Here is a 22,399-nt window from a genome sequence, read left to right as displayed (position 1 = left end):
GATCCGAGGGTAGGCGGGGCCCGCCACCGCCGCACCGCGCCGCCGGCCGGGCGCGGCCGGGTCAGCCCGGTGCGGTCACCGCGCGGTAGACGTCCTCGATCCGCGCGGCGAGCGTTACCTCACCCTCGGTGATCTCGCCGTCGTCGCGGGGACCGATCCGGATCTGCGTGCGTCCGTCCAGCCGGCGGATCTCGGGGCGGAGATGCAGCGCGTCCGCGATGATCTTTATCCGCTCGGTGAGGGCCGCGTGCTGGGTGTCGTCGAGGACGAGAGTTCTTCTGATCTGCTGTCCCTCGCGGGTCCAGCTGCCCAGTAGGGTGAGTGCGTCGCTCAGGTAGTCGCGGTCCATCCGGCCACCCCACAGAGCACGCATCGCCAAACCTCCCAGGCGTCGTTGCCGGCTCGTGGCCAAATCGTCGCCATCCCGTGTCTCGGTCGGTGCTCCCTAGTCTGTCGCTGGCCGGCTGGTGTGTCCACGTCCACCCTTCCGTCTTCTCCTGACCGGTGGGCCCGGCGCTGCTACCCGAATTACCGATTGATCTGGCACGCTGGACGCCCGTGCGGACCGATTGGGTGAGCGGTAACGACCGTGACGGGTCGACAGGCGGACATTCCGGGCGCGGTCGGCGGGAGCCGAAGATCGTGGTCGGTGCGGCCATCGTGGCCGCCGGCCGGGTACTCGCCTGTGCGCGATCTCACCCGCCGGAGGTGGCCGGCCGGTGGGAGTTCCCCGGCGGCAAGGTCGAGCCGGGCGAGTCGGAGGTCGCCGCGCTGGTCCGGGAGTGTGCCGAGGAGCTGGGCGTACGCGTCGAGGTCGGTGAGCGGATCGGCCGGGACGTCCGGATGGGTCACGGGCACTCGGTGCTCCGGATCTATCTGGCCCGACTCGTCGACGACGACCAGCCGCAGCCCCTGGAGCACTCGGAACTGCGCTGGCTGCGCCCGGAGGAGCTGGACGACGTGCCGTGGCTGCCGGCGGACGTACCGATCGTGGCCGCCCTGCGCCCGGTGCTGGCCGCCTCCTGACCGCGCCGCGCAGTCCCAGCGTCCGGGCCCGCTCCTGGGCTAGGCGCCGGCGGCATCGGGAGAGCCCCGAACGCCCGGGAGGGCGGCACACGGCCCCCGGAGCGCGGGTCGAGCTCACCTGCGGCGGTGGCCTCGACCCGCGCCACGGGACGGGTCAGTCCTGCTCGCGCGGCTGCTCCGGGTGGCTGTAGTTGAGCCCCTCGGCCGGCAGCGGGAAGGTCACGTCGTCGCCGAAGGGCGAGGGCGCGGCCGGCCGTTCGAAGGTGAACTCGCTGATCGCCAAGCGGCCCCGGGAGTCCAGCGGCGGCGCGGTCGGGTGCGGGACCTGCCGGCCCCAGTGCACGCCGCGCTCCGCGTCGGCCTCGGCCTTGGCGTCGGGCTCGTGCGATCCGTCCGCGTGTGAGTGCACCGTGCCGAGCTCGTCCGGGTCGCGCGGGGTCCGGCCCTGCGCGGCCTCGTTCTGCTTGCCACGGCGGAAGATCTTGCTACCGAGCCACACAACAGGATCGTACCGTCGGTCGACGACGCGTTCCTTCATTGGGATGATCGCGTTGTCAGTGATCTTGATGTGCTCGGGGCAGACCTCGGTGCAGCACTTGGTGATGTTGCAGTAGCCGAGGCCCTGCGACGCCTGGGCGTACTCCTTCCGGTCCGTCTTCGCGTCCAGCGGGTGCATGTCCAGTTCGGCGGCGCGGATGAAGTACCGCGGCCCGGAGAAGGCGGTTTTGTTCTCCTCGTGGTCCCGTACCACGTGACAGGTGTTCTGGCACAGGAAGCACTCGATGCACTTACGGAACTCCTGTGACCGCTCGACGTCGACCTGCTGCATCCGGTACTCGCCGGGCTCCAGGTCGGTCGGCGGGGCGAACGCCGGGGTCTCCCGGGCCTTCTCGTAGTTGTACGAGACGTCGGTGACCAGATCCCGGACGATCGGAAAGGTCCGCAGCGGGGTGATGGTGACCGTCTCGTTCTCCTCGAACGTCGACATCCGGGTCATGCAGCCCAGCCGGGGCATGCCGTTGATCTCCATCGAGCAGGACCCGCACTTGCCGGCCTTGCAGTTCCACCGGCAGGCCAGGTCCGGGGCCTCGGTCGCCTGCAACCGGTGGATGACGTCGAGGACCACCTCGCCCTCGTTCACCTCCACCTGGTAGTCGGTCAGCTCGCCGCCCGACTCGTCCCCGCGCCAGACCTTGAAGTGGCGGGTGGTGCCGGCCTTGCCGGCGCCGCCCGGCGCGTTCTGTGTCGCCATTACTTGGCCGCCTCCTCAGCGTGCGCCTCTGCGGTGAGGGCGTCGAAGTCCGCCAGCTCCTCGTCGGTCAGGTACTTGGCCAGCTCGGTGCGGTCGAAGAGCTGGATCAGCTCGGCCCGCATCTTCGGCAGCGGCTTGTGCTCCAGGCGTACCTTGTCGCCGTCGAGCGCGCAGACCAGGTTGACCGCGCGCCACCTCGGCGCCATGGACGGGAAGTCCTCTCGGGTGTGGCCGCCCCGGGACTCCTCGCGCTCCAGTGCCGCCCGGGCGGTGCACTCCGAGACCACCAGCATGTTGCGCAGGTCCAGTGCCAGGTGCCAGCCGGGGTTGTAGCGGCGACCGCCGGCCACCGCCACCCGGGTCACCCGGTCCCGCAGCTCGGCGAGCTTGACCAGCGACTCCTCCAGCTCACCCTTGCGCCGGATGATGCCGACCAGGTCGCCCATCACCGCCTGGAGGTCCTGCTGCAGGGTGTACGGGTTCTCCCCGCCCTCGCGCTCCAGCGGGGCCAGCGCCCGGTCCACCGCTGCCTCGACGTCCGCCGCCGACACCTTCGGGCGGGCGGGCAGCCCTCCGGCGTACGACGAGGCGTGCTCGCCGGCCCGCTTGCCGAAGACCAGCAGGTCGGAGAGGGAGTTGCCGCCGAGTCGGTTGGAGCCGTGCATGCCGCCGGAGACCTCACCGGCGGCGAAGAGCCCCTGCACCTGCCCGGCCGCCGCGCCGCTGTCCGGGTCGACCTCGACGCCACCCATCACGTAGTGGCAGGTCGGGCCCACCTCCATCGGCTCGGCGGTGATGTCGACGTCGGCCAGCTCCTTGAACTGGTGGTACATCGAGGGCAGCCGGCGGCGTACCTCCTCGGCCGGCAGCCGGCTGGCGATGTCCAGGTAGACGCCGCCGGCCGGGGTACCCCGGCCAGCCTTGACCTCGGCGTTGATCGCCCGGGCGACCTCGTCCCGGGGGAGCAGCTCCGGCGGGCGCCGGTTGTTGTCCGGGTCGGTGTACCAGCGGTCCGCCTCCTCCTCGGTCTCCGCGTACTGGTTGCGGAAGACGTCGGGGACGTAGTCGAACATGAACCGCTTGCCTTCGGAGTTCTTCAGCACCCCGCCGTCGCCGCGGACCGACTCGGTGACCAGGATGCCCTTCACCGAGGGCGGCCAGACCATGCCGGTCGGGTGGAACTGGAGGAACTCCATGTTGATCAGCGTGGCGCCGGCCCGCAGCGCCAGCGCGTGCCCGTCCCCGGTGTACTCCCAGGAGTTCGAGGTGACCTTGTAGGACCGGCCGACGCCGCCGGTGGCCAGTACCACGGCCGGGGCCTCGAAGAGCACGAACTCGCCGGACTCCCGGTAGTAGCCGAACGCCCCGGCGACCCGGTCCCCGTCGAGCAGCAGCTCGGTGATGGTGGTCTCGTCGAAGACCCTGATCCGGGCCTCGTAGTCGCCGTGCGCCTTCTTGTCCTCCTGCTGCAACGAGACGATCTTCTGTTGCAGGGTACGGATCAGCTCCAGGCCGGTCCGGTCGCCGACGTGCGCGAGCCGTGGGTACTCGTGGCCACCGAAGTTGCGCTGTGAGATCTTCCCGTCCTTGGTGCGGTCGAAGAGCGCGCCGTACGTCTCCAGCTCCCAGATCCGCTGCGGCGACTCCCTGGCGTGCAGCTCGGCCATCCGGAAGTTGTTCAGGAACTTGCCGCCCCGCATGGTGTCCCGGAAGTGCACCTGCCAGTTGTCCCGGCTGTTCACGTTCCCCATCGCGGCGGCGGCGCCGCCCTCGGCCATCACCGTGTGGGCCTTGCCGAACAGCGACTTCGAGATGATCGCGGTCCGCTTCCCGGCCAGCCGGGCCTCGATCGCCGCGCGCAGGCCGGCGCCACCGGCACCGATGACGACGACGTCGTAGTGGTGTCGTTCGATTCGGGTAGTCATGTCAGAGGCCCTTTAGTTGATGAACCGCAGGTCGTCGAACCATTCGGCGGAAAGCGCCATCACGTAGAAGTCGGTCAGCGCCAGCGTGCCCAGGGTGATCCAGGCGAGCTGCATGTGCCGCACGTTGAGCGTGGAGATGAAGGTCCAGATCCGGTACCGCACCGGATGCTTGGAGAAGTGCTTCAACCGGCCGCCGATGATGTGCCGGCAGGAGTGGCAGGAGATCGTGTACGCCCAGAGCATCACCACGTTGCCGAGCAGGACCAGGTTGCCCAGGCCGAAGCCGAAGCCCTCGGGGCTGCGGAAGGACAGGACCACGTCCCAACTGTTGATCAACGAGATGACCACGGCGGCGTAGAACGTGTAGCGGTGCAGGTTCTGGCCGAGCAGCGGGAAGCGGGTCTCCCCGGTGTAGGTCTTGTGCCCGTCCGGGACCGCGCAGGCCGGCGGCGAGAGCCAGAACGACCGGTAGTAGGCCTTCCGGTAGTAGTAGCAGGTCAGTCGGAACAGCAGCAGGAACGGCAGGGTCAGCGCGGCGTCCGGGATGAACCACCAGCCGGGGAGTACCCGACCGAAGTGGGCCGCCTCGGGGATGCAGCGCTCGGTCACGCACGGCGAGTAGAACGGAGTCAGGTAGTGGAACTCCTCGACCCAGTAGTGGTCGTGCATGAACACCCGCACCGTCGCGTACGTGACCCAGGCGCCAAGTCCGATCACCGTGATCAGTGGTGCGAACCACCAGCGGTCGGTACGCAGGGTTTTTGCCGCGATGGCCGCGCGCTTGCGCACGCTTCCCGGCAGTCCGGCCGGAGGTGGGGCCGTCCTCGTAGTCATCTATGTCTCCCTGACGGGGCCCGGTCACTCTGACGGGCACGGATGGTGTTCCGGCGGGGCGCGCGTGGGCAGGGGACGACCCCGCAGCCGCGCTACCTGCGTCCGCGTCGGTGCACACGTTACGCCGCACGTTTACGGGCACATGCGCAAGGGAGTCTCGCGGGTTTCCCGTCGATTAGGAAAGTCCCGCTCCCCGATCCGGGCACTGTTGTGCAGAACTTCACTCGGGATGCGCAGGAGTCGGCGGCGGAAGGTGAACGGGCTACAGGTCGGGCGCGCCGAGTCGACGGGCGGCCGCGGCGCACTCCTCGGGCCCGCGCTGCAACCGGTCCACCACCGGTCGGCCGCCCGGACCGCGGGGTGCGACGAAGAACGCCGGCTCGCCATTGGTCACCTGCCGGTCGAGCGCGTCCGCGTAGCTGGTCCGGGCGTCGACCAACCGCTGCCACGACTCGGCACGGCTGTCCCGGCGGTCGTCGTCCGAATCGCCGTCCCGGTCGTCACCCCGCCAGCCGCGCAGGCGCTCGATCTCGGACAGGAACGGGCGTACGGCGGCGTTCTCGTCCCGGATCGCCGCCGCCCGCTCGCCCGGGCTTGCGGTGGCACCCGGTGGAGTCAACCGGTTGAGCCGCTTCTCCAACTCGCGGCAGGCGTCCTGGCCCCGCGTCTGCGCCGTCTGTTCGCGGTCGGAATCCCGGGCCAACCGGTCCAGGCCGGCCGCGAACGCGCCGAGGCAGCCGCAGACCAGCAGTACCAGCACCGCCGCGCCGGCGATTCCGGCGATGGCCAGCCGGCGGCGCCGCCGCGCGGCCGGGTCGGGCCCGGTCCGCTGGTCGGCTGCCGACCGGCCGCCGCCGATGCGGCTGCCGGCGCCCGTGCCCGTGCCCGTGCCGGGGCCGGTACCCGTGCTCGTGCCGGTGCCCGGGTCGTCGGCGGCGGGGGTGCTCGCGTCGTCCGTCACGCCACACAGTGAAGCACCGTCGCGCGATCCGGGCATCCCCGCGAGGGAGGGCGTGGCTCCCCGGGGGGTGCACCCTGCTGCGGGTGGGTCAGCCTCAGCCGGAGGCGCCGCCGGTGAAGTTCCACGAGGCCAGCCGGAGCGGCGGCGCCGACCACCACGCGTTGCTGAAGGTGTGCGACTGCACCACCGGGTGCCGACCGATGCCGAGTACGGCCCCGGGGGCGAGCGCCTGCGGATAGGACTGGGTGAACCGGAAGTTCTGCACCGCCGTGGTCACCTCACCGTCCTCGACCAGCCACACACCGTTGCGGGTGAGTCCGGTGACGACCAGACTTCTCGGGTCGAGGACCCGGGTGTACCACAGGTCGGTGACCAGCAGCCCGCGCCGCAGCTGGGCGACGAGCGCGGCGGCGTCCGCGTCCACGACCGGCCCGGAAACCTCGGCCGGTCCGGAGATCTCACCCGGCCCGGTCGCGCCGCTCGGCGCCGCGGTCGGCGCGAGCCCGAGGTGCAGCGGAACCGGCCCGACGGCCGCGCCGCCCGGCACGGCGTGCCCGGTCGAGGAGGTGCCGGCCTCGGCGGCGGTCCGCCGGTCGTGCGCGACCGTCCGGGTGACGCCGTGCTCGACCAGCCTGACCGGAGCCCGGCGGGCGCCCTCGGCGTCGAACGGCAGCACCGGTCGGGCCAGCGCGTCGTCCACCAGCGTGACGGACCGGTCGAACTGTTGCTCCCCCGGCACGGCGAACGTGCGCTGCTCGTTGTACGCCTTGCCGTTGAAGCCGTACGTCGCAAGGTTCTGTAGCAGGTCGGCGACGGCGGTCGGCTCCAGCACCACCTCGTAGCGCCCCGGAGGCAGCTCGACGGGGGCGACGCCGGCCCGGGCCTTCACCGACGCCCGCGCACCGAGTACGTTGCCGAACAGGTCGGCGAGGCGGAACGAGCCCAGCCGCGCGACCCCGTCCGCGCCGCCGCACCGGGCGATCCCGTCCATCGCCGCCTCGGTGCTCCGCCCGGTCACCGAATGCCCGGCCGTGTTGGCGAACGCCCCGTGCCGCTGCCCGGTACGGCAGTAGCCGGCCGCCTCCAGCCCGCCGGCCGTCTCGACGAACTCGCGTACCCGGTCGGCCCGCTGCTCCGGCCCGGCCGCGGCGGTGTCCTCGTCCCAGTTGCCGCCCTCGGCCACGGTGGTCGGTGGGGTCAGCCCGGGCCAGCCCGGGTCGGGCGGGCAGTGCCGGACCGCCGCGACGGTACGTTCGACCAGGTCACGTACGCCGTCGGCGCTGACCACCGTGGACGACCCGGTGGCGGTACGCCCGTCGAGGTGCAGCCGCAGTCGGATCGTCGTGAGGGCGTCGGCCATGTTCTGGTGGATGAAGGAGTTCGCGAACCGGGTCAGGGCCAGCTCGGCGTACTCGGTGCCGACCTCCGCCTCGGCACCCGGCCCGGCAACCTGCCGGACCACGTCGACGACCCGGCCGGCGAGATCGAGTGGGGATGTCATGGCTGCCTCCATCTCACCGCGGCGGCTCATCCGCGGACTCCGACCCGGACGTTGCGGAACCGGGCAGGGGCGGCGGGGTGGCCGGTGTGGCCGATTTGGCCGGGCTGCCCCTTGCCGCAGTTCGGGGTACCCCAGGCGACGGTCTCCGAGGAGAGCATGTCCATGGACCGCCAGAACTGCGGACCGATCCCGGTGTACGTCGGGTTGCGCAGCATCCGGCCCCGCCGCCCGTTCCTGACCTCCCAGCCGATCTCGCAGCCGAACTGGAAGTTCAGCCGCTTGTCGTCGATCGACCACGAACGGTTGGTGTCCATCAGTACGCCGTCGTCGGTGGCCGCGATGATCTCGTCCAGGGTGTGCGGGCCGGGCTCCAGACCGACGTTCGTCATCCGTACCATCGGCAGCCGCGCCCAGCCGTCGGCCCGGACGCTGCCGGCGTGGTCCAGGCCGGCGACCGCCGCCGAGTCCCGGCCGGCGAGGGTACCCACCCAGCGACCCTCCCGGACCGCGTCACGCTTCGCCGCCGGGGTCCCCTCGTCGTCGAAGCCGAAGCTGCCCAGCGCACCCGGGATGGTCGGGTCGATGGTGACGTTCATCAGTTCGGAGCCGTAGCGCAGCCCGCCGAGCTGGTCGAGGTCCAGCCAGGAGGTGCCGGCGAAGGCGGCCTCCCAGCCGAGGATCCGGTCGAGTTCGATGGCGTGCCCGACCGACTCGTGGATCTGCAACGCCATCTGCTCGCCGCCGAGGATCAGGGTGGTCTCGCCGGCCGGGCAGAGCGGCGCGGTGACCAGCTCCCGGGCCTCCTCGGCGATCCGGGCGGCGTGCGCGGTCAGGTCGAGCGAGTCGACAAGTTCCCAGCCCTGGGTTCCGTACTGGCCGCGATGGCTGGGGTAGGAGCGGCGCTGCGTCTCCCCGTCGCCGAGCACGGTTGCCGAGATGCCCGCCCCGGACTCCCGGATGTGCTGGTCGATCCGGTGTCCCTCGCTGGAGACGAACCACTTGCGGGTGTCCCAGATCTGGTAGAGCCCCTCGGCCAGGTCGGCGCCGTGTTCCCGGGACGTCCCGGTGGCCCGGACCAGCAGGTCGCCCTTGTCCGACAGCGGCACCGAGAGCGGGTCGACGGCGCACGGTGAACTCCACGACCCGGAGCTGGCCGGCACCGGCAGCAGGGTGCTGCCGGGACCGGCGAGCCGGCCACTCGCGGCGGCGATCCGCGCGGCCCGCTCACCCGCCACCCGGGCGGCCGACTCAGACAGATCGGGTACGGCGTAGAAGCCCCACCCCGAGCCGACGAGCGCGCGTATCCCGATCCCGGCGCTCTCGTCCTGGCTGACGGACTCGATCTCGCCGTTACGGGCGGACATCGACTCGTAACGACGGTGCATGATCCGGGCGTCGGCGTACCGGGCCCCGGCGTCGAGGGCGGCCTGCACCGCCGCCGTCGCCACGTCGAACTCGGCCATCGGCATCTCCTCGCTGATTCGCCCGTTCGGTGATCCGGCCGGGAGCCGAAACCGATCATGGATGACCTTATGCGAGGGGGTGGGGTCAGCGCCCGGGCGGCAGGTCCTCCGGCCGGATTTCCGCCGCGATCGGCTCGGTGAGCCGCAGGACGTCGCGTGCCGATGTGGGCGGTGGGGGGGTCGACAGGGGTGGGGCGGAGCTACTTGAATGGTGGGACGCGCCGGTTCGCCGGCCGGGGAACCGGGTGGGCCGAGAAGATCGGCACCTGTAGCTTATTTTCACCCCCTTGACTCTGCTGTAGGTTACCTTCACGCTGGCCCGGACCGGCCGGGCGAGTGGCGGAAGCGGTGACGGAGCAGGAAGGGGAGGGCGCTGGTGGGGACGCCGGAATCGGCAGCGTCGTCCGCGACTCCGACGGGCGAGGCGTACCTGCGGGTGCGGGACCTGCGGGTGCGGTTCGCCACCGAGGACGGGGTGGTGCGCGCGGTCGACGGCCTCTCGTTCGCCGTACAGCGGGGTCGCACCCTGGGAATCGTCGGCGAGTCCGGCTCCGGCAAGAGCGTCACCAGCCTCGCCGTGCTCGGCCTGCACGACCCGAGGCGTACGGAGATCAGTGGCGAGATCCTGGTCGGTGGCCGGAACATCGTCGGGCTGCCCGACGCCGAGTGCCGAAAGCTGCGCGGCCGGGACATGGCGATGGTCTTCCAGGATCCGCTCTCCGCACTGCATCCCTACTATGCCGTCGGGCGGCAGATCGCCGAGGCGTACCGGGTGCACCATCCGGGGACGGGCCGGCGGGCGGCGCGGCGGCGCGCGGTCGAGATGCTGGGCCGGGTCGGCATCCCGCAGCCGGAGCGCCGGGTCGACGACTATCCACACGAGTTCTCCGGCGGGATGCGCCAGCGCGTGATGATCGCGATGGCCCTGGTCAACGATCCCGACCTGCTGGTCGCGGACGAGCCCACCACCGCGCTGGACGTCACCGTGCAGGCGCAGATCCTCGACCTCCTTGCCGACCTCCAATCGGAGTTCAACTCGGCGATCGTGCTGATCACCCATGATCTCGGGGTGGTCAGCCAGGTCGCCGACGACGTACTCGTGATGTATGCCGGGCGGGCCGTCGAGCACGGCAGCGTCGAGCAGGTGCTGCGCCGGCCGCAGCACCCGTACACCTGGGGGTTGCTCTCCAGCGTGCCGTCGTTGCACGGTGACGCGGACGCGGACCTGGTGCCGATCCGGGGCAACCCGCCGAGCCTGATCCACCTGCCGCCCGGCTGCGCCTTCCACCCCCGCTGCCGGTACGCCGACCGGGCCGGCGGCCGATCCTCGACCGAGGTCCCCGAGCTGCTGCCGGTGACCGAGGCCGGTCACCGGGTCGCCTGCCACCTGCCCGAGGCCGACCGGCAGCGGTACTACGCCGACGAGATCGCCCAGGTGGGGGTGGCGCCATGAGTGCGCGGGCAGAGGTGGTGCCGGAGCAGCCGGTCGACTCCGGGGGCGGCGAGCCGCTGCTGGCGGTGACCGGGCTGACCAAGCACTTTCCGGTGCGCTCCGGGGTGCGCCGCCGCGGCTTGGTGCGGGCGGTCGACGGGCTGGACTTCGAGGTCCGGGCGGGGGAGACCCTCGGCCTGGTCGGCGAGTCGGGCTGTGGCAAGACCACCACCGGTCGGCTGCTGGTCCGGCTGCTGGAGCCGACCGCCGGCAGGATCGTCTTCGAGGGGCGGGACATCACCCGCGCCTCCCGGGGCGAGCTGCGACCACTCCGCCAGGACCTTCAGATCATTTTCCAGGACCCGTACGCCTCGCTGAACCCCCGGCACACCGTCGGGCGCATCGTGGCGATGCCGTTGCAGGTCAACGGGATCGATCCGCCCGGCGGGGTGCGGCAGCGGGTACGCGAGCTGCTCGAACTCGTCGGCCTGAATCCCGAGCACTACAACCGCTATCCACACGAGTTCTCCGGCGGCCAGCGGCAGCGGATCGGGATCGCCCGCGCCCTTGCGCTGCGGCCGAAGCTCGTCGTCGCCGACGAGCCGGTCTCCGCACTGGACGTCTCGATCCAGGCGCAGGTGGTCAACCTGCTCCGCGACCTGCAACGGGAGCTGGATCTCGCCTTCGTCTTCATCGCCCACGACCTGGCCGTGGTCCGGCACTTCTGCCAGCGGATCGCGGTGATGTACCTCGGGAAGATCGTGGAGACCGGCGATCGGGTGGAGATCTACCAGCGGCCACGGCACCCCTACACCCGGGCGCTGCTCTCCGCCGTACCGGACGTGACGAAGTTGGGGCCGGCGGGGCGGATCCGGCTCACCGGGGACGTACCGACACCGCTGGACCCGCCGTCCGGCTGCCGGTTCCGGACCCGGTGCTGGAAGGCCCAGGAGATCTGCGCGGCCCAGGAGCCGCCGCTGAGCCCCCACCCCGGCCGGACCGGCTCGGTGGCCTGCCACTTTCCGGAGGAGGGTGAGCTGTGATGAGGTGTGCTGTCACGGACGAGGCGGGTTGCCGTGAGTGAACAGCAGATCGCGGCGCAGGTCGGGGCGGTCGCGGCCGAGGTCGGGCCGGTCGCACCGATGCCGGAGGACGACGTACCGGAGGGCACGTCAGCCGCCGGGAGCGGCACGCCGGCGGCCGGGGCGGACGGGTTCGTCGGCCGGTCGCCGGGGCAGCTCGCCTGGCGCCGGCTGCGCCGGGACCGGGTGGCGCTGGTCAGCGGCGGGGTGCTGATCTTCTTCATCCTGCTGGCGGTGGCCGCGCCGCTGGTGGCCCGGCTCTACGGCAAGGGCCCGCAGGAGCGGTTCCCGGAACGGCTGGACCGCAACGGCTTCCCGCTCGGTTATGCCGGGGTCTCGGGCGAGCACTGGTTCGGCATCCAGCCGGGGATCGGCCGGGACATCTTCATCCAGGTCGTCTACGGGCTGCGTACCTCGTTGATGATCGCCTTCACCGCCGCCGTGCTGACCATCGCGCTCGGCGTGGTGATCGGCATTCTCGCCGGGTACGTCGGCGGCTGGGTCGACGCCGTGTTCACCTGGGTCATCGACCTGGCGCTGGCCTTCCCGTTCTACATCTTCTGCTTCGCGTTCGTGCCGCTCGCGGTGAACCAGTTCTACGGGCCGCGCGACGAGGTGTCGCCGTGGTTCAGACCGGCACTGCTGGTGTTGATCTTCGTGTTGTTCAACTGGACGATCTCGGCCCGGCTGGTCCGGGGGCAGGTGCTCTCGCTGCGTGAGCGCGAGTTCGTGGAGGCGGCCCGGGCCTCCGGCGCCGGGCTGGGGCACATCCTGTTCCGGCAGCTCCTGCCGAACCTCTGGGCGCCGATCCTGGTGACCTTCTCGCTGAACGTCCCGGCCCTGATCACCGCGGAGGCGGCGCTCTCCTTCCTCGGCATCGGGGTGCTGGAGCCGACCCCCGACCTGGGCCGGTTGATCAACGACAGCGTGCGTTACATCCGGGACGTGCCGAGCTTCACCATCGTGGGCGGGACGACGCTGTTCCTGCTGGTGCTGGCGTTTAACCTCTTCGGCGACTCGCTGCGCGACGCGCTCGACCCGAAGTCGGGCAGGTAGGAGGAGGGCGGCGTGCTGCGATTCGTGGTCAAGAAGGTCCTGCTGGCGCTGAGCACCCTGCTCGCGGTCAGCGTGATCACCTTCGGGATGTTCTTCGCGGTGCCGAACAACCCGGCCGAGCTGATGTGCGGGGACAGCAAGAACGTCTGCAGCCCGGAGCGGATCGAGATGATCGAACGCCGGATGGGGCTCGACAAGCCGATCCCGGTGCAGTACGGCGACTTCATGCGGGGCATCTTCGTCGGCCGTACGATCGGCTCCGGCGAGACCGCCCGGGACTGCCCGGCGCCCTGCCTCGGCTTCTCGTTCCGTAACGACGAGCCGGTCGCCGGGATCGTCGGGCGTACCCTGCCGGTGACCCTCAGCATCGTCTTCGGCGCGGCCGTGGTCTGGCTGCTGTTGGGCATCTCGATCGGGATGGTCTCGGCGCTGCGCCGGGGGACCGCCTTCGACCGGCTCGCGGTCGGCACCTCACTGGTCGGCGCATCCATGCCGATCCTGCTCTTCGGGCCGCTGCTGCTGATCGGCCTGGTCTACGAGACCGGCATCCTGGGCTATCCGCGCTACACCCCGCTGACCGAGAACCCGGTGGCCTGGGCGTCGGCGATGCTGCTGCCCTGGTTCGCGCTCGGCTTCCTCAACTCCGCGATCTACGCCCGGCTCGCCCGGGCGCAGATGCTGGAGACCCTCTCCGAGGACTTCGTCCGGACCGCGAGGGCCAAGGGCCTGGCAAAGATCACAGTGTACGGTCGGCACGCGCTGCGCGCCGCGATCACCCCGATCATCACCATCGCCGGGCTGGACCTCGGCGCCTACCTAGGCGGCACGGTCATCACCGAGACGGTCTTCGGGTTCACCGGTCTCGGCAAGACGGCGTTGAACGCGGCGCTCAACCTCGACATGCCGATCGTGATGGCGACGGTGCTGCTCGCCGCCGTCTTCGTGATCGCCGCTAACGTCCTGGTCGACGTCCTGTACGCGGTGGTCGATCCCCGGGTCCGGCTCGGGTGAGCCCAAACGTTGTCCCATCGTTACTGCCATGAAACTTACCTTCATGCCTGCTTGAGTGAACATTTCCTTCAACTGAGCGACACTCCACCAGGAGGAACTTCCTATGCGACCCAGGCTCGCGATGGCCGCGACGAGCGCCGCGCTCGTACTCGCGACCAGTGCGCTGGCCGCCTGCTCGGAGAACACCGGCGACAAGGGTGACTCCGACAACGACGGCGGCGGCAAGCAGTTCACCAGCTCGATCGCGACCGACCCGAAGGACTCCCAGGGTCCGGCGGCCGAGGTGCCCGGGGCGAAGCCCGGCGGCGCGCTGAAGCTGTACAAGGAGCAGGACTTCGAACACCTCGACCCGCAGCGCACCTACACCTTCCTCGGGATGTCGATCCAGCAGATGTTCACCCGGACCCTGACCGTCTTCAGGGAGGACGGCAAGGGGAACGTGCTGCTCGTCGGCGACCTCGCCACCGACCCCGGCAAGGACGTGAACAAAGACTGCAAGACCTGGGAGTACACCCTCAAGGAGGGGGTGAAGTTCGAGGACGGTACGCCGATCAAGGCGGCCGACGTGGCGTACGGGATCGCCCGCTCCTACGAGGAGACCATCGACGGCGGGCCGACGTACATCCAGGAGTGGCTGGCCGACGACCCGACGTACAACGCGACCTACAAGGGGCCGTACACCTCGGGCACCGACACCGTCCCCGGGCTGACCGTCAAGGACGACCGGACGCTGATCTTCAACTTCGCCAAGCCGCACTGCGACCTGCCGTTCGCGCTCTCGCTGCCGACCTCGGTGCCGGTGCCGAAGGCCCAGGACACCCGGGCCGAGTACGACCGCCGGGTCGTCTCCTCCGGACCGTACAAGATCAAGGAATACGTCAAGGACACCCGGCTCGTACTGGATCGCAACTCGAACTGGGACCCGAAGACCGACCCGCTGCGGCACGCCTACCCGGACACCATCGAGGTCGAGATCGGGCCCGACGACACCGCCGCCACCGAGCGGGCGATAGCCGGCCAGGGCGCTGACCAGGGGGGCGTGGCCTGGGAGGAGGTCCCGCAGGCGCTGGTCAACCAGGTGCTCGGCGATGCCTCGCTCGGCGACCGGGTGCTGCGCACGACCTCACCGTCCGTCTGGTACCTGAGCATCAACAACGAGCGGATCAAGGACGTCAAGGTACGGCAGGCGATCGCGTACGCGATCGACAAGCAGGGGCTGCTCGCCACCCAGGGCGGGGACGCCGCCGGCAAGCTGACCCACACGCTGCTGGCCGACACCACCATCGGCCGGGCCGATTACCCGAACCCGTACGACGGCGGGCCGACCGGGAACCCGGAGAAGGCCAAGGAACTGCTCGGCGGGCAGAAGCCGAAGCTGGTCTTCATGTCCCGGTCCAGCGCCTTCGGGCAGCAGACCGCGCCGATCGTGGAGCAGAGCCTGGAGAAGGCGGGCTTCGACGTGACCGTGCAGTACGTCGAGGACCACAACCCGACCGCCCGGACCCGGGGCAACCCGTACGACATCTACCTGTCGAACTGGGCGGCGGACTGGCCGAGCGCGGTGTCGACGATTCCGGTGCTCTGGGACGGCCGCAAGCTCGGGCCGCAGGGCAACTCCAACGTCTCGTACTTCAACGCCGACGACGTCAACGCCGAGATCGACCGGGTGAGCAACCTGCCGGCCGGCGAGGCGGGCCCGGAGTGGGCCAAGGTCGATCAAATGATCATGGAGAAGTACGTCCCGGTCGTACCGCTCTACCAGGACAACACCTTCCTGGTGGCCGGCCCCAAGGTCGGCGGCCTGATCATCTCGGAGCAGTTCGGAACCCCGGTCTTCTACAACAGCCACATCAAGCAGTAGCCGGGTCCGTGCGGGGCCCTCTCCGGTCGTTGTCCGGAGGGGGCCCCGACGCGTCCCGATCCGGCGCTGCACGCCGGTCCGCGCGGACTGCGGCGTGCGGAATGCCGGATCCTCAGGCGCGGATCCTCAGGCGCGGATATCCAGGCGGCCGGGCGGAAGCCGGGTGGCCCGTCAGCCGGGTGGCCCGTCACCCAGGCAGCCGATCAGCGCCAGCCGTATCCGGCGCGGAGTGCCTGGCCGACCCGGTCGAAGCGGGCCCGGTCCAACACCGCGCCCTCGCGCCGGATGCTGTCCTCGCGCATCGTCAGGACCCGGTCGAGCCGGACCCAGCTCGGCCGGTTGTCCCGGTCCCACTCGCCGGGGCCGAGCGCGAGCCAGTGCCGCTGGCCGTCCCGGTCGCTCTTGCTGGAGAGCATCAACCCGAAGAGGGTCCGGCTGACCCGCCCGACCACCAGGACCGGACGGTCCTTGCCCTGGCGTGGATCGTCCTCGTACGACACCCAGGTCCAGACGATCTCGCCCGGGTCGGCCTGTCCGTCCAGCTCCGGGGCGTAGACCAGCTCCCGACGCTGCAACGCGGAGACCTGTCGCCGCCGTGCCGGCTGGGCCGGGATGGGGCCGGCGGTGCGACCGGGGGTACGCCGGGCCACCCGGCTGACCGTCGCCGTCACACCCTTCCAGAGATTCGCCACGGCGGAACCCTACCGGGCGCCATCGGCCCGGCCCGGTTCGGCCTCCGCTGCGACTCAACGGGCCGGTGGCGTCCAGCCGGGGTCCCGGCCGGCGAAGCCCAACGCCCGGTCGAGGGCCGGTGCGTCCGCCGGCACCGGCACCACCGGGCCGAACAGACCCTCGCGGTTGGCCGCCTGCTCGGGGCGGGCCGACTCGGCGGTGAACGCGAGCACCGCCTCGGTGCTGGCCGGATCGCAGTGGAACGGCTGGCTGGTCGCCTTGGCCAGATCCCAACCGTGCAGCACCAACTCGTCCAGCGCGACCACGCCCATCACCTCCGCCGGCATCGTCACCCCACCGGCCGTGGCCATCCCGGTCCAGGCGTCGGGCTGCCGCCATGCGTCGACCAACCCGGTAAGCCTTGCCGGCAGGACGGTGCGCCACTCCGGGGCGAGGTTGGCCCCACTGGGCGGTGGCGGTGGGACGGAGCCGCCGGGTCCCTCCCCGCCGGACTTCCGGGCTGCCCAGGTGAAGGCGAGCGCCAGCCCCATCAGGTGGTCCAGCAGGGCTGCCACCGAGGTGTCCGTGCTCGGTGTCGGGGCGGTGAGCTGGTCGTCGGCCACGCCGCCGACCAGCCGGATCACCTCCTGCGCGGCAGGATTCAGGTCGAGCATCTGCGACTCCCATCGAGGTCTGGCTGCCAGGGCACGTCCGGGATGCTATTCAGGGGCACCGACAGATCCCCGCCGAAACCGACCTGTGCGATGGGGCGGCGGGTGACGGATCAGCAGATCCGTAGCACCAGGTCGCGGAGCCAGACCGACCACCGTGGACTGTCGTGCACCCGTTCCGGGACCAGATAGCGCTGGTGGTCCACCCGGCGGATCACCTCGTCGCGTACCGGCAACAGGGTGATCTCGAGGTTGAACGGCCGTACCGACCGGCCCAGCGACTCTTCGACCTGGCGCACCACCTCGCCGGTGGCCGGCGATCCCGGGCCCGGCCCGGCGTAGGAGCTCCGCTGCCGGGCGAGGTGCCAGTCGTTGGCCTGCGGCCAGCGCTCCGCGACCACCCTGCGCAGCGCCGGCCACGGTGCCAGGCCGAGCGGATCCGGGGTGTCGTCGGCGGGCTCCAGGTCGGCGCGCGGTCGCGGACGCGGTGCCGCCGGGTCGACCAGCGACAGCCACCAGCCGAGCCACTCCGCACCCGGCACGAAGCCGAGCGGCCGGGTCGGCGCCGGCAACTCGTCGAGGTCCAGCGGGCCGGGCACCAGGCGGTGCTCCGGCACCTCGATCCGTTCGCTCGCCCGGATCCACAGCGCACAGTCGAGCAGGTGATCCCACCTGCGGATGCCGATCCGCCAGGAGCGCGGGCCTCGCGATTCCACCGGCGTCCCCTCCCCTCCGCCGCCACTCACCAGGGTAGTGGGCCGATCGGCGGATAGGTGGAGACAAATGGGTGGAGGGGCCGGTCAGCCGACCGGCCCCTCCGGAGGTCACTGTCCGGGCTCGTAGCCCAGGTTGGGGCGGAGCCAACGCTCGATCTCGGCGACCGGCAGGCCCCGGCGCTCCGCGTAGTCCTCGACCTGGTCCCGGCCGAGCCGCCCGACGGTGAAGTACCGCGACGACGGATGCGCGAAGAGCAGACCGCTGACGCTGGCCGCCGGCGTCATCGCGTACGACTCGGTCAGGGCCATCCCGAGCGTCTCGGCGTCGAGCAGGTCGAACAGTTGCCGCTTGAGACTGTGGTCGGGGCTGGCCGGGTAGCCGAGGGCGGGACGGATCCCCCGGAACCGTTCGGCGTGCAGGTCCTCGATCGCCGGATCGGCGTCCGGCTCGTACCAGTCCCGCCGGGCCCGCAGGTGCAGGTGTTCGGCGAACGCCTCGGCGAGCCGGTCCGCCAGCGCCTTCACCATGATCGCCCGGTAGTCGTCGTGCCGTGCCTGGAAGCCGGCGGCCAGTTCCTCGGCACCGTGGATCGCCACCGCGAATCCGCCGAGGTGGTCCCCGGCCGGCGCGACGTAGTCGGCGAGGCAGCGGTTCGGCCGGCCGGCCGGCTTGGCGGTCTGCTGGCGCAGCATCGGGAAGCGCGCCCCGGCCTCGCCGGTCAGCACGATGTCGTCCCCCTCGGCGTGTGCCGGCCAGAACGCGTACGACCCGGCGGCGGTCAGCGAGCCGCCCGCGATGATCTGGTCGAGCAGGGTGTTGGCGTCGTCGTAGAGTTCCCGGGCCACCGGCTGGTCGAGGATGGCCGGGAACTTCCCCCTCAACTCCCAGGCGAGGAAGAGGAACTGCCAGTCGATCATCTCGCGCAGCTCGGTCAGCTCGGGCGAGACGGTGCGTACGCCGGTGAAGGCCGGCACCGGCAGCTCGTCGAAGCCGACCTGCTCGCGGTTGTCCCGGGCCTGGTCGAGGGTGAGCAGCGGCACCCGGTCCCGCCCCTCGTGCTGCTCGCGCAGCCGCTGCTGCTCCGCCCGGTTGCGCACGTCCAACTCGGCGGCCCGCTCCGGGTTCAGCAGGTCGGAGACCACCCCGACCACCCGGGACGCGTCGAGCACGTGCACGGTGCTGCCGTCGTAGGCCGGAGCGATCCGGACGGCGGTGTGCTGCCGGGAGGTGGTGGCCCCGCCGATCAGCAGCGGCAGGTTCATGCCCCGCCGCCGCATCTCGGTGGCGACGGCGACCATCTCGTCCAGGGACGGGGTGATCAGTCCGGAGAGCCCGACCGCGTCGGCACCCTCGGCGACCGCGGTGTCCAGGATCTTGGTGGCCGGCACCATCACGCCGAGGTCGACCACGTCGTAGTTGTTGCAGCCGAGCACCACGCCGACGATGTTCTTGCCGATGTCGTGCACGTCGCCCTTGACCGTCGCCAGCACCACCTTGCCCTGGCCACGGTCGGTGTCGAGCCGGCCCTCCAGCCGGGCCTGCTCCTTTTCCGCCGCCATGTACGGCTCCAGGTAGGCGACCGAGCGCTTCATCACCCGGGCGCTCTTGACCACCTGCGGCAGGAACATCCTGCCGGAGCCGAAGAGGTCGCCGACGACCTTCATGCCGTCCATCAGCGGCCCCTCGATCACGTCGAGCGGGCGGGCGGCCTGCTTGCGCGCCTCCTCGGTGTCGGCCTCGATGAAGTCGACGATGCCGTGCACGAGCGCGTAGGACAGCCGCTCCTCGACCGGCGTCTCCCGCCAGCCGAGGTCGACGGCGCGCCGGGTGCCGGAGCCGCTGACCGTGGAGGCGAAGCTGACCAGCCGGTCGGTGGCGTCCGGTCGCCGGTCGAAGAGCACGTCCTCGACGAGTTCCAGCAGGTCGGCGGGGATGTTCTGGTAGACGGCGAGCTGTCCGGCGTTGACGATGCCCATGTCCAGTCCGGCCCGTACGGCGTGGAACAGGAACGCCGAGTGCATCGCCTCGCGGACGACCTCGTTGCCCCGGAACGAGAACGAGAGGTTGGAGATGCCGCCGCTGGTCCTCGCCCCCGGGCAGCGCTCCTTGATCAGCGGGAGCGCGTCGATGAACGCCTTCGCGTACCCGTTGTGCTCGCTGATCCCGGTCGCCACGGCGAGCACGTTCGGATCGAAGACGATGTCGGTGGGTGCGAACCCGGCCCGCTGGGTGAGCAGGTCGTACGCCCGGCCACAGATCGACACCTTGCGTTCGGTGGTGTCGGCCTGGCCGATCTCGTCGAAGGCCATCACCACCACACCGGCGCCGTAGTCACGGATCCGCCGGGCCTGCTCGAGGAAGACCTCCTCGCCCTCCTTGAGGCTGATCGAGTTGACGATCCCCTTGCCCTGTACGCACTTGAGCCCGGCCTCCAGCGCGCTCCACCGCGAGCTGTCGATCATGATCGGGATGCGGGCGACCTCGGGCTCGGTGGCGATGAGGTTGAGGAAGGTGGTCATCGCCCGCTCGCTGTCGAGCAGGTCGGCGTCCATGTTCACGTCGAGGATGTTGGCGCCGCCGCGTACCTGGTCCAGCGCCACGTCGACGGCGGCCTGGTAGTCGTCGGCCTCGATCAGCCGGCGGAACCGGGCCGAGCCGGTGACGTTGGTCCGCTCGCCGATCATCACGAAACCGGTGTCGGGGCCGATGGCGAACGGCTCCAGGCCGCTGAACCGGGTGCCGCCGGGCACCGCCGGTACCGGCCGGGGCGGTAGGCCGGCGACGGCCTCGGCGATCCGCGCGATGTGCTCCGGGCCGGTGCCGCAGCAGCCGCCGACGATGTTGACCATGCCCGCGTCAGCGAACTCGCGCAGCAGCCGGCCGGTCTCCTCGGGCTGCTGGTCGTAGCCGCCGAACGCGTTCGGCAGCCCCGCGTTGGGGTGGCACGCGACGTAGGTGTCGGCCAGTCGGGCCAGGTCGGCGACGTGCGGACGCATCTCGGCGGCGCCGAGCGAGCAGTTCACCCCGACCGCCAACGGCTCGGCGTGCGCGATCGACGTCCAGAACGCCTCGACGGTCTGCCCGGAGAGGGTCCGGCCGCTCAGGTCGACGATGGTCACCGAGATCCACAGCGGCAGGTCCGGCGCGACCTCCCGGGCGGCGGCGATCGCGGCCTTCGCGTTCAGCGTGTCGAAGATCGTCTCGATCAGCAGGATGTCGACGCCGCCCTCGGCCAGCGCCCGGATCTGCTCCGCGTACGCCTCGCGGACCCCGTCGAACGACACGGTCCGGAAGGCCGGATCGTCCACCCGGGGTGAGAGCGACAGCGTCACGTTCAGCGGCCCGACCGAGCCGGCGACGAACCTGCCGCCGGCGGCGTCGGCGGCCTGCCGGGCGAGTTGGGCGCCGCGCAGGTTCATCTCCGGGACGAGATCCTGAAGGCCGTAGTCGGCTTGGGCGATGCTCGTCGCGGTGAAGGTGTTCGTCGAGGTGATGTCCGCGCCGGCCGCCAGGTAGCGCCGGTGTACGTCGAGGACGACGTCCGGCCGGGTCAGGTTGAGCAGGTCCGGGTCGCCGGTCACGTCGTGCGAGTGGTTGGCGAGCAGGTCGCCCCGGTAGTCGGCCGGGGTGAGCCCGGCCCCCTGGAGCATCGTGCCCCAGGCGCCGTCGAGCACCACGATCCGCTGCGCCAGCAGGTCGCGTAGCGCGGCTGTCCGGGACGCGCGGTCGTCGGCCCGGGTCGGCGTCGTACTCAAGGGACCACCTCCGTCATGAGAAACGGAGGCGCCCTTACTCGACGTAACGGGTGGAACCCGGGCCGAGCGTGGCGGGCGTCTCGCCCGTTGCAGCGCCTCTCGACCCGAGGATCGAGGGTACCGGATCCCGTGCGGACCGGCCGGAAACGTTCAGTCTGCGGGACGCACGATGAAGTATTGGTCGACACGGGATCGACGGGACGAGACTGTCTCATCTACGCTCGGTGCGCATGCGTCCGGTGACGCAGCCCGGCGCCGACGCCGGCCCGGCAGCGGGCTCACCACGCTCCACTGCCGTCCACCGTAATCACCTGCCGACACACGCCGTCCGCACGGAGGTATCGAGGTCTTGACGAGCGAGAAGCCCCCGCCGGGTGTCGACCTCACCCGGCCCAGCATCGCCCGGGTCTACGACTACTACCTGGGCGGCAAGGACAACTTCGCAGTCGACCGGCGGGCGGCCGAGATGGCGTTGAAAGTCACGCCGGACGGTCCGGAGGTGGGCCGGGCGTGCCGGGCCTTCCTCCGCCGGGCGGTCCGGTACCTGGCTGCGGAAGCCGGCATCCGGCAGTTCCTCGACCTCGGCTCTGGGCTGCCGACCCAGGGCAACGTGCACGAGATCGCCCACGGGGTGGACCCGGCCGCCCGGGTGGTCTACGTCGACAACGACCCGATGGCGCTCGCGCACGGGCGGGCCCTACTCGCGGACGCCCAGACCACGACCGTCGCCGAGGGCGACCTCCGGCAGCCGGAGAAGATTCTCGAGCATCCCGAGGTCCGGCGGATGATCGATTTCGACCAGCCGGTCGGGCTGCTGCTCCTGGCGGTCCTGCATCATCTGAGCGACGACGAGGACCCCGGCGGGATCGCCCGCCGGCTCACCGCGGCCCTGCCGTCCGGCAGCTACCTGGCGATCTCGCACTTCCACAACCCGGGCGACGCCCATCCGGAGGTCTCCCGACGGGCCCTCGCGGTGGAGAAGGTTTTCAACGAGACTCTCGGCACCGGCCGGTGGCGTACCCACCAGGAGATCTCGGCCTACTTCGGCGACCTGGAGATGTTGCCGCCCGGCCTGGTCCCACTGGCCGACTGGCACCCCGTCGGCGACGAGTCCCGGCAGACCGACATCTACCACACCATCGTGGGCGGGGTGGCCTACAAGCCTTGAGGCGGCCGCCGT

The 22,399-nt window shown here is 71.0% G+C and carries 17 protein-coding genes and 2 pseudogenes; 7 read left to right on the top strand and 12 right to left on the bottom strand.

Translation table 11 applies throughout. The features are described from left to right. Positions 1-61: 61 nt before the first annotated feature. Positions 62-373, bottom strand: coding sequence for a 4a-hydroxytetrahydrobiopterin dehydratase (locus EV371_RS29405; RefSeq protein WP_130464910.1), 312 nt, complete (start codon positions 371-373; stop codon positions 62-64). A gap of 266 nt (positions 374-639) precedes the next feature. On the opposite strand from EV371_RS29405, the gene EV371_RS29400 reads away from it, so the two are divergent. After that, the gene (locus EV371_RS29400; protein ID WP_130466303.1) at positions 640-1,026 is read left to right on the top strand and encodes an NUDIX domain-containing protein; all 387 of its coding nucleotides are present in this window, start codon (positions 640-642) and stop codon (positions 1,024-1,026) included. A 154-nt stretch (positions 1,027-1,180) separates the two neighbouring features. Here EV371_RS29400 and EV371_RS34775 read toward each other — a convergent pair. From EV371_RS34775 to EV371_RS29370, 7 genes and pseudogenes are all read right to left on the bottom strand, one after another. Further along, positions 1,181-1,438, bottom strand: a pseudogene (locus EV371_RS34775) (succinate dehydrogenase/fumarate reductase iron-sulfur subunit); the annotation flags it as partial. 51 nt (positions 1,439-1,489) lie between these two features. Next, positions 1,490-2,278 (bottom strand): annotated as a pseudogene (locus EV371_RS29395) (succinate dehydrogenase/fumarate reductase iron-sulfur subunit); the annotation flags it as partial. Then, positions 2,278-4,203, bottom strand: a complete 1,926-nt coding sequence (locus EV371_RS29390; RefSeq protein ID WP_130464908.1) for a fumarate reductase/succinate dehydrogenase flavoprotein subunit — start codon at positions 4,201-4,203, stop codon at positions 2,278-2,280. The pseudogene EV371_RS29395 and the gene EV371_RS29390, both read right to left, overlap by 1 nt. Positions 4,204-4,215: 12 nt before the next feature. Further along, on the bottom strand, positions 4,216-5,037 hold the full coding sequence (locus EV371_RS29385; RefSeq protein WP_130464907.1) for a hypothetical protein: 822 nt from the start codon (positions 5,035-5,037) through the stop codon (positions 4,216-4,218). Between the two features lie 262 nt (positions 5,038-5,299). Beyond that, a complete protein-coding gene (locus EV371_RS29380; RefSeq protein ID WP_130464906.1) occupies positions 5,300-5,998 on the bottom strand; it encodes a hypothetical protein in 699 nt (232 codons plus the stop codon). A 94-nt stretch (positions 5,999-6,092) separates the two neighbouring features. After that, positions 6,093-7,499 carry a TldD/PmbA family protein gene (locus EV371_RS29375; RefSeq protein ID WP_486484838.1) on the bottom strand — a complete coding sequence of 469 codons (1,407 nt, stop codon included), beginning with the start codon at positions 7,497-7,499 and terminating at the stop codon, positions 6,093-6,095. Positions 7,500-7,525: 26 nt separating this feature from the next. Next, complete coding sequence (locus EV371_RS29370; protein ID WP_130464905.1) at positions 7,526-8,962, bottom strand: TldD/PmbA family protein; 1,437 nt, start codon at positions 8,960-8,962, stop codon at positions 7,526-7,528. 376 nt (positions 8,963-9,338) lie between these two features. Between EV371_RS29370 and EV371_RS29365 the strand changes: the two genes are divergently transcribed. The 5 genes from EV371_RS29365 to EV371_RS29345 all read left to right on the top strand — a co-directional run bounded on the left by EV371_RS29365 (position 9,339) and on the right by EV371_RS29345 (position 15,404). Continuing rightward, complete coding sequence (locus EV371_RS29365) at positions 9,339-10,415, top strand: oligopeptide/dipeptide ABC transporter ATP-binding protein (RefSeq protein ID WP_207230640.1); 1,077 nt, start codon at positions 9,339-9,341, stop codon at positions 10,413-10,415. After that, positions 10,412-11,437 carry a dipeptide ABC transporter ATP-binding protein gene (locus EV371_RS29360; protein ID WP_130464903.1) on the top strand — a complete coding sequence of 342 codons (1,026 nt, stop codon included), beginning with the start codon at positions 10,412-10,414 and terminating at the stop codon, positions 11,435-11,437. The genes EV371_RS29365 and EV371_RS29360 overlap by 4 nt, the downstream gene beginning before the upstream one ends. Positions 11,438-11,470: 33 nt before the next feature. After that, positions 11,471-12,532, top strand: a complete 1,062-nt coding sequence (locus EV371_RS29355; RefSeq protein ID WP_349339203.1) for an ABC transporter permease — start codon at positions 11,471-11,473, stop codon at positions 12,530-12,532. A gap of 12 nt (positions 12,533-12,544) precedes the next feature. After that, positions 12,545-13,543 (top strand): ABC transporter permease subunit, encoded by a 999-nt coding sequence (locus EV371_RS29350; RefSeq protein ID WP_130464902.1) that lies wholly within the window; start codon positions 12,545-12,547, stop codon positions 13,541-13,543. A gap of 103 nt (positions 13,544-13,646) precedes the next feature. Further along, positions 13,647-15,404: an ABC transporter substrate-binding protein gene (locus EV371_RS29345; RefSeq protein WP_130464901.1), complete on the top strand. Its 1,758-nt coding sequence runs from the start codon at positions 13,647-13,649 to the stop codon at positions 15,402-15,404. Between the two features lie 203 nt (positions 15,405-15,607). On the opposite strand, the gene EV371_RS29340 is transcribed toward EV371_RS29345, so the two are convergent. The 4 genes from EV371_RS29340 to metH all read right to left on the bottom strand — a co-directional run bounded on the left by EV371_RS29340 (position 15,608) and on the right by metH (position 21,219). Continuing rightward, positions 15,608-16,075, bottom strand: coding sequence for a type II toxin-antitoxin system PemK/MazF family toxin (locus tag EV371_RS29340; protein WP_486484985.1), 468 nt, complete (start codon positions 16,073-16,075; stop codon positions 15,608-15,610). A gap of 75 nt (positions 16,076-16,150) precedes the next feature. Next, positions 16,151-16,750: a TIGR03086 family metal-binding protein gene (locus tag EV371_RS29335; RefSeq protein ID WP_130464900.1), complete on the bottom strand. Its 600-nt coding sequence runs from the start codon at positions 16,748-16,750 to the stop codon at positions 16,151-16,153. Between the two features lie 110 nt (positions 16,751-16,860). Then, positions 16,861-17,463, bottom strand: a complete 603-nt coding sequence (locus tag EV371_RS29330) for a hypothetical protein (RefSeq protein ID WP_165436866.1) — start codon at positions 17,461-17,463, stop codon at positions 16,861-16,863. A 108-nt stretch (positions 17,464-17,571) separates the two neighbouring features. After that, complete coding sequence (gene metH / locus EV371_RS29320; RefSeq protein ID WP_130464897.1) at positions 17,572-21,219, bottom strand: methionine synthase; 3,648 nt, start codon at positions 21,217-21,219, stop codon at positions 17,572-17,574. Positions 21,220-21,568: 349 nt separating this feature from the next. On the opposite strand from metH, the gene EV371_RS29315 reads away from it, so the two are divergent. Further along, on the top strand, positions 21,569-22,387 hold the full coding sequence (locus tag EV371_RS29315) for an SAM-dependent methyltransferase (protein WP_130464896.1): 819 nt from the start codon (positions 21,569-21,571) through the stop codon (positions 22,385-22,387). Positions 22,388-22,399 lie beyond the last annotated feature (12 nt).

This window comes from Plantactinospora sp. CNZ321 (genome assembly GCF_004217235.1).
Note: the sequence above shows the minus strand (reverse complement) of the source record. Positions and strands in the feature narration are given on the sequence as shown.

What these genes read in the sequence shown, in the direction of transcription:
- EV371_RS29345 (WP_130464901.1), top strand. Translation starts at nt 13,647, where the DNA reads ATGCGACCCAGGCTCGCGATGGCCGCGACGAGCGCCGCGCTCGTACTC.
- EV371_RS29375 (WP_486484838.1), bottom strand. Translation starts at nt 7,499, where the DNA reads ATGACATCCCCACTCGATCTCGCCGGCCGGGTCGTCGACGTGGTCCGG.
- EV371_RS29385 (WP_130464907.1), bottom strand. Translation starts at nt 5,037, where the DNA reads ATGACTACGAGGACGGCCCCACCTCCGGCCGGACTGCCGGGAAGCGTG.
- EV371_RS29405 (WP_130464910.1), bottom strand. Translation starts at nt 373, where the DNA reads ATGCGTGCTCTGTGGGGTGGCCGGATGGACCGCGACTACCTGAGCGAC.
- EV371_RS29335 (WP_130464900.1), bottom strand. Translation starts at nt 16,750, where the DNA reads ATGCTCGACCTGAATCCTGCCGCGCAGGAGGTGATCCGGCTGGTCGGC.
- EV371_RS29390 (WP_130464908.1), bottom strand. Translation starts at nt 4,203, where the DNA reads ATGACTACCCGAATCGAACGACACCACTACGACGTCGTCGTCATCGGT.
- EV371_RS29360 (WP_130464903.1), top strand. Translation starts at nt 10,412, where the DNA reads ATGAGTGCGCGGGCAGAGGTGGTGCCGGAGCAGCCGGTCGACTCCGGG.
- EV371_RS29370 (WP_130464905.1), bottom strand. Translation starts at nt 8,962, where the DNA reads ATGGCCGAGTTCGACGTGGCGACGGCGGCGGTGCAGGCCGCCCTCGAC.